Annotated in this window: 9 protein-coding genes; 7 read left to right on the top strand and 2 right to left on the bottom strand. The window is 57.7% G+C overall.

The genetic code is table 11. The features are described 5' to 3' along the window. From ACYUCQ_RS15130 to gmd, 3 genes are all read left to right on the top strand, one after another. On the top strand, positions 1-537 hold a 537-nt coding region (locus ACYUCQ_RS15130; RefSeq protein ID WP_460255390.1), incomplete at its 5' end, for an ABC transporter permease. A gap of 2 nt (positions 538-539) precedes the next feature. Continuing rightward, positions 540-1,340 carry an ABC transporter ATP-binding protein gene (locus ACYUCQ_RS15125; protein WP_460255389.1) on the top strand — a complete coding sequence of 267 codons (801 nt, stop codon included), beginning with the start codon at positions 540-542 and terminating at the stop codon, positions 1,338-1,340. 75 nt (positions 1,341-1,415) lie between these two features. Next, positions 1,416-2,393 (top strand): GDP-mannose 4,6-dehydratase, encoded by a 978-nt coding sequence (gene gmd / locus ACYUCQ_RS15120; RefSeq protein WP_460255388.1) that lies wholly within the window; start codon positions 1,416-1,418, stop codon positions 2,391-2,393. A 958-nt stretch (positions 2,394-3,351) separates the two neighbouring features. On the opposite strand, the gene ACYUCQ_RS15115 is transcribed toward gmd, so the two are convergent. Next, positions 3,352-4,551, bottom strand: a complete 1,200-nt coding sequence (locus ACYUCQ_RS15115) for an IS256 family transposase (protein WP_460255387.1) — start codon at positions 4,549-4,551, stop codon at positions 3,352-3,354. Between the two features lie 195 nt (positions 4,552-4,746). On the opposite strand from ACYUCQ_RS15115, the gene ACYUCQ_RS15110 reads away from it, so the two are divergent. From ACYUCQ_RS15110 to ACYUCQ_RS15095, 4 genes are all read left to right on the top strand, one after another. Further along, positions 4,747-5,472: a class I SAM-dependent methyltransferase gene (locus tag ACYUCQ_RS15110; RefSeq protein ID WP_460255386.1), complete on the top strand. Its 726-nt coding sequence runs from the start codon at positions 4,747-4,749 to the stop codon at positions 5,470-5,472. Positions 5,473-5,507: 35 nt separating this feature from the next. After that, positions 5,508-6,200 (top strand): class I SAM-dependent methyltransferase, encoded by a 693-nt coding sequence (locus ACYUCQ_RS15105; RefSeq protein WP_460255385.1) that lies wholly within the window; start codon positions 5,508-5,510, stop codon positions 6,198-6,200. A gap of 11 nt (positions 6,201-6,211) precedes the next feature. Beyond that, positions 6,212-7,948, top strand: a complete 1,737-nt coding sequence (locus ACYUCQ_RS15100; protein ID WP_460255391.1) for a glycosyltransferase — start codon at positions 6,212-6,214, stop codon at positions 7,946-7,948. Between the two features lie 179 nt (positions 7,949-8,127). Further along, positions 8,128-10,350: a glycosyltransferase gene (locus ACYUCQ_RS15095; protein WP_460255384.1), complete on the top strand. Its 2,223-nt coding sequence runs from the start codon at positions 8,128-8,130 to the stop codon at positions 10,348-10,350. A gap of 222 nt (positions 10,351-10,572) precedes the next feature. Here ACYUCQ_RS15095 and ACYUCQ_RS15090 read toward each other — a convergent pair whose 3' ends face one another. Next, positions 10,573-11,685 carry a PD-(D/E)XK nuclease family protein gene (locus ACYUCQ_RS15090; RefSeq protein ID WP_460255383.1) on the bottom strand — a complete coding sequence of 371 codons (1,113 nt, stop codon included), beginning with the start codon at positions 11,683-11,685 and terminating at the stop codon, positions 10,573-10,575. Positions 11,686-11,848 lie beyond the last annotated feature (163 nt).

Genomic DNA, 11,848 nt, shown 5'->3' with positions numbered 1-11,848 from the left:
TTTGATATGGATTCATGTTTCAGCCAATCAGATTCCTTGATTAAGGGAACTCGGATGCCCTTCACGGTTCATGCGGCGCGAAGTGTCGTCCGCAACACAATCATCCTGGCCCATAATATCGTGGTAGTGGTGGTCGTATTCGTGATCATGGGCGTGCATATGTCTTTGTATTCGCTCTTCGCGATCCCCGCCTTCGGCCTCTGGTTAATCGATGCCTTTGCAATTTCGCTTTTGTTTGGTGCGTTTTGTGCTCGGTTCCGGGATGTGCCACAGATTATCATGTCGGTGATGCAAATTGCTTTCTTCGTGACGCCAATCATGTGGTACGCTAAAATCCTCGAGAGCCATCCGGAAGCCGATCTGCTGATTCGGTTCAACCCGTTCTTTTATATTCTTGAGATTGTGAGAGGGCCACTTCTGGGTACACCCTTGGCACTTGATATAGTTCTGAAGGCATTGATCGTATCCGCCACTCTTATCATCGTCGCCGCCATCGGGTTCGCCCGGACGCGGGGTCGCATAGCTTATTGGGTATAACAATGGTCCATCTGACAGCTTTCAATATTTCAGTCGATTTTCCTCTTTATCATAGTGATAATCGATCGTTGAAAAAGACAATTCTGGGCAAAGCTTCGAATCGGTTCGCACAGGACCATAAAAACCGTCCTGTGGTTCAGGCACTACAAAATATCTCATTCACACTGAGATCTGGTGATCGCTTAGGTCTTGTAGGCTCAAACGGATCAGGCAAAACCACCTTGCTGCGCGCTTTGTCGGGGATCTATCAGCCAACGGCCGGATCGCTGTCGATGGAAGGTCGTCTCGTTTCCCTCTTGGATCCGGGTCAAGGTATGAACATGGATTTAACCGGGCGCGAAAACATTAGATTGCGTGGATATTTTCTTGGCCTTCCCCGCGCTGAAATCGACCATCTCGAGGCCGACGTAGAAGATTTCTCTGATCTGGCTCAATTCCTCGATCTGCCAGTTCGAAACTATTCCTCTGGTATGGTCGTTCGCTTGGCTTTTGCGATGGCAACAGCATTCCCCCCAGAACTTCTCCTCATGGACGAATGGATCCTAGCTGGCGATGCTGCCTTTATGGAAAAGGCAAAAATTAGGGTCGAGAGCATGGTGCGTCATGCGGATATCCTCATCTTGGCAAGTCATTCCGCACCGACTTTAGCAGAGTGGTGTAATCGGTTGATCTGGCTCGAGTCCGGAAAAATCAGAGCTGATGGCAAGCCGATGGACGTCCTAGGCAGATATCTGCCGGAACATCAGTTCCAAGAACTTGTTTTGGGTATAAATTCAGTGATCCCATTACCGTCTGCAACATAAATGATCGCAGCAGCTTGTGTTGCCCGCAAAGGGTAATATCCATGATTTTTGGCGTGAACTCATAAAGGGAATTCTATGACTGTTGCTTTAATCACAGGAATAACGGGGCAAGATGGGGCATATCTCAGCGAACTACTGCTAAGCAAAGGATATCAGGTAATTGGTGTCATGCGCCGTTCCGCGTCATCGGATGTGGTTGGCGAGCGGCTGCGCTGGCTCGGTGTGCTCGACAAAATAACATTGGTAGAAGGAAACTTGACTGATCTTGGTAGCTTAGTTCGGATTATGCAGGAGTATAAGCCAGATGAAGTTTACCATCTGGCAGCACAGAGTTTCGTGGCCACTTCATGGCAGCAGCCTTCGCTGACCGGCCTAGTGACTGGATTAGGCACGGCAACGATGCTTGAAGCTGTGAGGATCGCTCGACCGCAGGCGCGCTTCTATCAGGCTTCTTCCTCAGAGATGTTTGGAAAAGTCCAGGCGATACCGCAATCAGAGGGAACGCCATTTTATCCGCGTAGCCCCTATGCCGCCGCCAAACTCTACGCCCACTGGATGACCGTGAACTACCGCGAGAGCTTTGGCATGCACGCTTCCTCAGGCATTTTGTTCAACCATGAAAGCCCGCTGCGGGGGATCGAATTCGTCACCCGCCGGATCACCAACGGCGTCGCACGGATCAAGCTTGGACTTGAAGACCATCTGACCTTGGGTAACATTGCCGCCCAGCGCGATTGGGGCCATGCCCGCGATTATGTTCGCGCCATGTGGTTGATGCTGCAGCAAGATCGCCCTGACGATTACGTGATCGCGACGGGTCGCACCGCGAGCGTTGCCGCCTTTGCCGATATGGCCTTCGGCGTGGTTGGTCTGAAGGCTGCCGATTATATTCGTGCCGACACAAAATTAATGCGTCCCGCCGAAGTCGAATTGCTGCTCGGTGACCCCAGCAAAGCTGCCCGCGCCCTGGGTTGGAAGGCCGAGGTGACGCTCGAACAGCTCGCGACCGAAATGGTTGAGGCCGATTTAGATCGTCTCAAGAAGGGGATGTAGTGACTGCGCATATTCTGATCACCGGCGCGTCAGGGTTTGTTGGTCGGGCCCTGCTTTGCTGATTTTGCCCAGGCAGCTTCGACTTTGCGAGTGGTGAGGTCAATGTACCTCTGGTTCGCCAGTTGCTCCGTTGCGATTTTATCGAGCTTCCTGACGCGGCGTTGTGCTAAGTGGTGTAATGGGCGAGTTGGCGGTTGCTGGGTTGGATCATGGCTATGATCGCGGTGCTGTTCAGTTGGTTGAGCAGTACGGCCCTGGTTTGGTGGGATACCGGAAGGACCAACAAGTTGCAGGACCGGATCGCGACGTTGCAGGCCAATCATCGGACCTGGGTGAAGGCTGGAATGCTGGGTGCGCTGTGTACGTGCGACCCCGATCGTCGCCCTTGCATTCGGGTGAATGAGAGCGTAAGAAAATTCCAAAAGCATGCAGATTACTGGCTCATTCGTGGGTATTAAAGCGGCTCGCGCAGGCGGGTGTGACATATCGCCATCAAAGTTGATCCGGCGCGGTTCAGCAACACATTTCGTCCCAAGTTTAGCAACGGGTAGACTATTTCCAGGGGAGGAACCGGACACTTCATGCCACTGTCCGTCAGAATAAGGCAACAGGCTAAAATCGTCCTTCGGCCGTTAGCCCGACCGCTACTATATCGCCTTCATCTCCCCTTTGACCTTCTTCTACCGCGTATCGAGCAACTGGAGCAACGACTAAATACAACGCAGCCCCCAACGGCTTCACTTATACCCGTCCAATCGATTCAGGCTATACAGGGTACGGTGAGAAATTTAACCCGTTCTTGGATGCGGCAACAACAAGAGATGGCGAGCTTTTCCGCGATGACGGAGAAACGCCTCGCCGAGATTGAGCAGCGCACGGCAGCGATAGGGGAGACGCGACTGGTCGTGCCCCCCTACGTGGTGTAGGAGCGATATCCTGAGCAGCATTGGCTGCGTGTTCAGGCTGCCAGTTCTGGCATTCTGACGAGCGCAGTATCGCTCATTGGCGCGATGGTTTCCAGTGTCATGTATCGGGCGCGCTGTGTTGCCCATTCGTCGTTCTGTTCGAGCAAGAGCGCTCCGATGAGCCTGACGACGGCGGCCTCGTTGGGGAAGATGCCGACGACATCGGCGCGGCGTTTGATTTCACCGTTGAGCCGTTCTAGCGGGTTGGTGGAATGGATTTTGGCGCGGTGCTGGGCGGGGAAGTCCATGTAGGCGAGGACGTCGGTCTCGGCTTCGTCGAGCAGGCCGGCGAGCTTGGGTAGGCGCGGGCGCATCTGGTCTGCGACGGCGCGCCATTGGTTGTGGGCGCTCGCGGCATCGTCCTGGGCAAAGGCGGTGCCGACCCAAGCGGAGACCACACGCTTCTGGGTTTTGCCGGCATAGGCCAAGGCATTGCGCATGAAGTGGACGCGGCAACGCTGCCAGGTGGCGCTGAAGATTTTGCCAATTGCCGCCTTCAACCCTTCATGGGCGTCCGAGATCACCAGCTTCACGCCACGCAGGCCGCGCCTGGTCAGGCTGCGTAGAAAGTCCACCCAGAACGGCTCGGCCTCGCTATGGCCGGTGGTCATCCCGAGCACCTCGCGCCTGCCGTCGGCATTAACGCCGACGGCGACAATCACGGCCGCCGATACGATGCGGTGGTCGCGCCGGACTTTGATGTAGGTGGCGTCCAGCCAGACATATGGCCAGTCGCCCTCAATGGGGCGGGTCAGGAAGGCGTTCACCCGTTCGTCGATCTCGCCGCACAGGCGCGAAACCTGGCTTTTGCTGACACCTTCCATCCCCATGGCCTTCACCAGGTCATCGACGGAACGGGTAGAAATGCCTTGGATATAGGCTTCCTGGATCACAGCGGTGAGCGCCTTTTCGGCCATCCGGCGCGGCTCCAGAAAGGCCGGGAAATAGCTGCCGCGGCGTAGTTTGGGGATGCGCAGCTCAACCGTGCCGACGCGTGTCTCCCAGTCGCGGTCGCGGTAGCCGTTGCGCTGGTTTTGGCGATCGGCGCTGCGTTCGCCGGGGGCGGCGTTGCAGATCACCCCAGTCTCCAGCTGCATCAAGCGTTCAGCGGCAAAGCCGATCATCTCACGCAGAAAACTGGAATCAGAGGACTTCTCCAAAAGGCTGGAAAGAGCAATCTTGTCTTCGGTCATCGTGGTGGTTCCTTGGATTAGCGTTGAGAGTCGCAACCCAACTCTACCCAAAAATCGCCCCGGTGACCGCCAATCGGCCCGCCTCCGCCAGACTCTTGGCGGTCGCTACGGCAGGCCGATCAGCGGCCACCTACACCACAAGCTGGGACACGACCGACGCGACTGGCCATCACCGCTGAAAATCTTCTGACTACAGTGGAACAGCGTGTGGCTGCGGTAGAGAGTCAGTTGCAGGAAGAAACCGAGAGTCGTGCCAAGCGGGTAGATGACACGCTTCGCTTCTTGCTTGACCGCGTGGAGTTCGTCCGTCGTGAGTTGATGTTCGAGATTCGCTACAATGGAAGCATCGGCGCGCCCACGACGGTGCGGCCCAAGGCGCTGCAGCCTCATGTTCTTGAGCCGGACAAGGTCGCGGCCGCACGTGCCGCCGGATTGCTGCGTGTGAATCTCGGCTGCGGACACATCATGGCCGTTGATTATATCAATGTCGATATGCGAGATTTGCCTGGTGTCGACGTAGTGGCAGATGTCAGTAATCTACCTTTCGAGCCAGGAACGATTGACGAGATTGCCTCATCACACCTGATCGAACACTTTCCCCAGGAAGAGTTACGCCGACGCCTGCTGCCTTATTGGTACAGCCTATTGAAGCCCGGCGGAACCCTACGTGCCGTGATGCCCGACGGCGCCGCAATGCTTTCTGGCATTGCCGACGGCAGCTACAGCTTTTCTGACTTCCGCGAGGTGTTGTTCGGAGGCCAAGACTACGAAGGCGATTTCCATTTCAATTTGCTTACACCGGACAGCTTTCGCCAGCTGGTAGAGGAAGCTGGTTTCGAAGCCGTTGAGATTCCGGTCCAGGCACGCCGCAATGGCCGGTGCTTTGAGTTCGAATTGGTTGCTATGGTTCCCGTTCGGTAACGGAAACAAATGTCTAACATAACAAGGAAATAACCGTGATCGATGATATCTTCTACCCCGGGGTGCCGACAGCCGAATGGCAAATGCTGCTCGCCGAGCGCATGGCTCTCACGGGCCTACTTGCCCGGCTCAGGCCACGGCACGCACTGGAGATCGGTACCTATTACGGCGGCAGCCTCTCGCTTATCGCGCAGTTCGCCGAGCGTGTCTGGGCGGTCGACATCGACCCCGAGGTGCCAAACCGCTTCCGCGTGCCGCCAAATGCCGATCTGCGCATCGGCAACTCGGAAGGTCTTGTGGCTGGGATGCTCAACGAACTTGATGCAGCAGGGGTTGCGTTGAACTTCATTCTGATCGACGCCGACCATAGCGCCAATGGGGTTCGTCGCGACATTGAGACGGTGATCCACCGACCGACTCCGTTGCGGGAGCCTTGCTTTATCCTGATGCACGATAGCGGGAACCCGGAATGTCGCCGCGGCATCGCAACGGCGGACTGGGCTTCCTGCTCCTATGTCCATCATGTAGAATTGGATTTTGTCCCCGGTCAAATCATCGAACATGCCGTGCAGGATAACCGCAGCGAGGTATGGGGTGGACTTGCAATGGCTTATCTTTCGCCGCAGCCACGACAGCATCCCTTGGTGATCTCCTGTAGTTCGGCGACAAGCGTTGCTGCCCTGCATCGCTGTGCGGCGGACTTAAGCCTACTCGGACAGACCATCTAGCCGTGACGGAGATGCGGACTTCTGGATCGAGGCAGTTACTGATCGTCAGCAACTTGTATCCGCCGCATATTATCGGTGGCGCTGAGGTCGTCGCTCATCGCCAAGCGCTGCAGCTTCGCGATCGTGGCCATCGGGTGAGTGTTTTCGCCGGCTGGATCTCACCGCCTGAGGAGGTCGGGCGCCTTACCGTCGAGGAAGTAGATGGACTGCGCATCTACCGTACGCCGGTCGCCTCCTTCCATCCCAATGACAATTTCCATGATCCGGCCATTGCCACACGCTTCCAAGCGGTGTTGAGAGCTGAACAGCCGGATGTTGTGCATTTCCATAATTTGGCGGGCCTTGGCTTTTCCTTAATACCAATCGCCCACCGCCTTGGCCTGCCGAGTGTAGTCACCTTGCACGACCATGCCGGCTACTGTTTCCGCGCCACTGCCCTGCGCGAGGATGGGACGATCTGTGACGACGCAGAAGGATGTGCTATTACTTGCCTTGGTGCCGTCCAGCCGCGCGATGCAGGCCGCGCTCTGCCAATGCGGCTGCGCCGCGATTATGTCTCTTGGGCGCTTGGTCATGCCGACCGCCTCGTCTCACCGAGTGTCTATCTGGCTGATGCCTACCGGACCGCTAATGCCGTGGACCCAGCGCGACTCACTGTTATCTCGAACGGGATTGACCTTGCACCCTTCGACGGGATCGGCCCAAGGTCGGCGGATGACAGGGCTGGCAAAATCGTGCGCTTCTTCTGCGCAGCCTATCTGGGCATTCACAAGGGTATCCTGGAACTACTCCAGGCAGCCGCGCTGCTCACCGCGGAGCCTGATCTTGCAGGGCGATGGGCCTTGGCTATCGCCGGCGACGGCTTTTTGCGCCCGCAGGTCGAGGCAGAGATCTCGCAGGACAAGTTTGGCCACGCCGTGACCTACCTCGGACGTGTTCCCCGCTCTCGGATCATCGAGGAGCTGGCGGCTGCGGATGTGGTTGTACTACCCTCCCTCTGGCCGGAGAACGAGCCGGTAATTCTGCTGGAGGCGATCGCTGCCGGCCGGGCACAGCTCGCGACCGATATCGGCGGAATACCGCAGTTGGTGCAAGCCGGGGTAACCGGTGAACTGGTTCCACCAGCCGATGCAGCGGCACTTGCCGCCGCAATGGCGGCTTACATACGGAGTCCCGAGCGGGCGCATCGGCAGGGAGAGGCAAGCCGCACGCGCTGCTCCAGTGTCTCCGAATCGACGACGATTGACGCGCTCGAGGGTATATATGCTGGTCTCGCCAATAGTCCGTTGTCATTCGGACCCCGCGATCCCCTGATACTTTGTGCTGGGGACTGGCCGCTCCCGGAGGTCGCGGAGATCTGCAACCAGTTGTACCAGTTAGAGTCGTCGGAATGTCGTATCCGGCTTGTTTGGCACGGCTGGATTGAGTCCGAGGCTTGGCAGTATGCAGCACTGCTGTGGAACTGGAGTTCCGGTGCGGACCATGTTGCGATCCAGCGCGCCCTTCGGTCAGGTGTTTCGATCCTGGCACCGGCCGACTGCACCATGGCCGTGGGTCTGGAGGCAAGCTTTGGCGCCGCAGTAACCTACGACACCTTCCAGGAAGGTAAAATGGCACTCGCGCACGTGTCGCGCGAGAACCAGGCGCTTAAAAAGATTTGCCGCCGCACCCGACTTGCTGCGGACCTAATCGCCGCGAGCGCCCCAGCAATCCGCTACCATCTCCCGACGCCGAGCATTATAATTTGACCATACGCCCGCTTCACATCGTTATTTGTAACGAACGCCTGTTGCCACGTTTCGGTGTGGACCGCCTCCTACTCCTCCTGGGGAGAGGGCTACGCGATAGCAGTTACCGAATCACCTTTGTCTGTTTGCGCTGCGACCGGGAGGTCGTCCAGAGCGTCTCGCCCGAACTTCACATCTTAATGGAGCTCCAGCACCTCGATCTATACGGGGCGGAGCAGGCGGCTGCAGTCTGGTTGCGTGATCACTGGGTGGAACTCAACAGTGATGGCGGCCCTGCCCTCGTCGTCTCCGGCGGATGGCCCTTTTTCGGCATCGCGGATGTTTGCGCCGAGATTGGCGTGCCAAGCATCTTCATTGATGCCGGCGCCGTCCCGCATGACGGTATGCCGGATGAGGCTATACATATTCAGCGCGAGCTCCGGCGCGTGCGCGCTCTGACGCTGCCGCGTTTCAACCAGGTTCTACCGATCAGTGACTTCATCCGCGACACACAGACTCTACCGGATCGTGGTACCTCGCAAGGGGTGGAGACAGTGTTGCTTGGGGCCGACCATCTTGACACCCCTATGTTTCCACAGGCCGTGGGGAACGAGGCAGATGCGCGGGCGCTCGTGGTAGTGGACGAGCTGCTGACCGCTGGATGTAAGCCCATCATCTCTCTCGGGCGGTTCGAGCCGCATGGCTATAAGAATAGTGCAGCAGTCTTCGAGGTGCTTGCGGGAATCCTTCGACGAGAACCGAAAGCGCGGCTCCTACTCCTCGCCCGTGAGGAGGAACTCTTGCTGCCCGAGGCTTTACGGCATGCTGTGGTGCCGCTGGGGTTCATCAGCGATAAAACCCTCAGCACCATAATGATGCACTGCGCGGTTGGCTTGAGTGTCTCGCTCTGGGAGGGGTTTAACCTTCCGCTTGCCGAAATGCAGTGGCGCGGGCGCCCAGTGCTGGCCTTCAACCTGGGTGCCCATCCCGAGGTTACGGCCGATCCTTGGATGTTGTGCGGCAACTTGACCGAAATGGGAGATAAGGTGGTCTCGCTGCTGCGTGATGGCCTGCCGCCGCACATTCTAGCGGAAGATCGATTCGGCGCTTTCCGGGCACGTTTCCGCTGGAGCGACGTGATCGCACGTTACGTTAGAATTGTAGAAGGGTTGTCAGTAAAAACGGCTCGACCAGCTGCTGATCGGTCCCAATTCGCCCGCATAGTGCTCGTCGATTGCTCCTGCGCAGCCAGGGACCCGGCCAATCCCGGCGTCATCCGCGTGGTGCGCCGTACCTGCCACGAGTTGCAGCAAGACCCAGACCTGCTGCTGGTCTTCCTCCGGTGGGACTCCTGGCTCGGGAGTTATCGCTTCCTCACGGAGGAGGAGCAACACTTCCTTGCCTCCTATGGAGGTCCGACTGACGGCATCTCGCGGCTGTTCAGTTCCGCTGCCCAGGGCGCCAACTGGCCGGTTGAGAACGCATTGGCCCTGCTGCCTGGCGCTGGGATACCAATACTATTCCTGCCAGAGGTCGTTTTGGACGGCCAATTCCCCGAGCGGCTTGCCTGGGCTGTGGCCAACCACCTGCCTGTCGCGGCTATCCTCTACGACCTGATCCCTGTAACCCACATGCCGTTCTGCACGACTGAGGTCGTGCAGCAGTTCGGCGAGTACCTTGAGGTGCTCTCCTGTATCGATTGTCTCTGGGCGATCTCCGGCGAAAGCCTGCGCCAGTTTGAGCGCTATGTTAAACATCACGGGTTACCCCTCCCACCGGAACGGGACACTATTTGGCTGCCTGGTCAATTCGGTACAATATCACGTAATCCGGCTACCACTAAAACAGCGTCGACCGATGATCCTATCATTATTGTATGCATCAGTTCGATTGATCCACGCAAAAATCACCGCAGCCTCATAGAGGCATTTCGATCGCTGCTTACCCACCGTCCAGATCTTCCGCTGCGTTTAATTTTGGTCGGTCATCGTTTCGCTGGTGCGGAGGATCTAGTTGATTGGCTGGAAGCGCAGGTTCATGAGGAACCACGCATTAGCTGGAGCGGCCTGCTGTCTGATGCAGATTTGGCCGGGTTGCTCCAAAAGGCAGCTTTCACCGTATATCCCTCCCTTGTCGAAGGGTTTGGTTTACCTGTGTTGGAAAGCCTTTGGATGGGTTGTCCATGCTTATGCCATTCCGAAGGAGTCATGGCCGAACTAGCGGCGGATGGAGGATGCCTAACGGTCGATATGCGAGATGTGAGTATGATCGAATATGCTATCGAGCGCTTAGCGGAAGATACCGATTTTCGTCAGAAACTCGTTCTCGAAGCAGAAAGTCGAAATATTGATGATTGGTCTAGCTATGCACAAAAATTAGCCGCTCGCTTCAAAATAAGCGCAACCATATCAGATATTGATTGATAATATTCCTGTTGTTCGGGAGAGCCGTGAACTGGACCCTGCGGTGAGGACCAAGTTCGGGTGGGGTGCCCACGTCTTTCTCGTAAGCGCTGTTTCGCTGACCTTGTTGGCGTGAGGGTAACCGTTCGCTGCAGACCGTCTCTGGATTTTGTGAGTGTTGAGCGGGCGGTCAGGCGCTCTGGTTTATTGCCCAGGGGAGAAGTTCATTGATCCGGGTAGTGTTTATTTCCGCTGAGAACTTCTTTCTAACCGCGCCTTGGTATCACGGATGACCTGATCGGCTGCGGCCATGGCCGCTTCGAGATCGCTGTAATCAAAGGTGTGCCGGACGAACGCTGGCTCGGTCGGAACCGTCGTCACATCCGGCGGGATCGTCTGCTCAGGCGCCGGGGGCTCAAGCCTGGGTCGCCCCCTGCCGCGCCCCGGCTGTGGGCGGCGCGGTGGTGCGACATGGTCGCGCAATCGTTCGAGGCCAGCGAGCCCGAATAATTTCCGGCGAGCCCGGTGGCTGACATCGATCACGATCCCCGCGGTTTGGAACTCGTGGAGCAGGGCGGTAGCATTGTTGGTGGCCATGCCGAGCCGGGCCGCCAGGGTGGTGGCGGAGAGTAGTGGGGCTGCTGCGAGTAGATCAATCGCCAGTGCGGCCCGGCTGTTGCGTCGGCGATCACCGATGGCGGCACGGGCGGCCCGCCAGGCGCGTTCCAGATCGCGGAGCAGATCCAGCCCGTCTTCTGCCTCGCTTGCCAGGGCTTGCAGAAACAGTGCAATCCAGCGCGGGCGCCCAAAATCAACCTCGCTACTCAACGCGTGAGGTCCGGTCAGCGGCAATGGCGCGCGGATCAGGCGGGTTTTCTGCCAATACCGGATCAGGGCGCCGCGCAGGGGCGCGCGGGTGCCACCCTGATCCAGCCAGTGATGGGCGGCGTAGGCGGCTTGGAGCAAAATACCGCCTTGCGGCGGATGGGTCTCGATCGCCTGTAGTGCCTGCTGGATTTCCTGCTCCTGATCCAAATCCGGCGCGGTGATCCATTGGTGCAGATGCAAGGCGCTGCGCGCGGCCTCGAAGATCGTGCCGCGCTCGAAGGGGCTGAGATCCGGGTCCATCCGTAAGCGGAGTCCTTCCAGCAGGGCGGCGAGGTGCCAGGGATCGATCACCTGGCCATCGACGGCGGCTTGGCGGCGCACGGCGATCAGTCGGATGCGGTGCAAAAAGGCGGGGCGGAGCGGGTGGTGGGCGACGGTTTGGTCGAGCCGACCGATGGCGCTGGCGGCGCGTTCTAGGGCGCTGTTGGTGTCGATGGCGCTGGTGGGGGGCGCGGTATCGAAGAACATGATGGGTTTGACCAGCTTAGGGTTACACAGGAGCGGTTGGGATTGGGCACGGCATGGTGTGATTTGTCGGGGTAGCGCTGGTAATTATATCAGAGGGTTAAGCGTTTATATATCTAAAAATAGCCATAAAATTGAATTACCTTTTTTATTTTTCGGATATGGT

This window comes from Acidiphilium sp. MT5, from assembly GCF_054767495.1.
The sequence above is the reverse complement of the archived record's forward strand: the minus strand, read 5'-3'. Positions and strand labels throughout refer to the sequence as shown.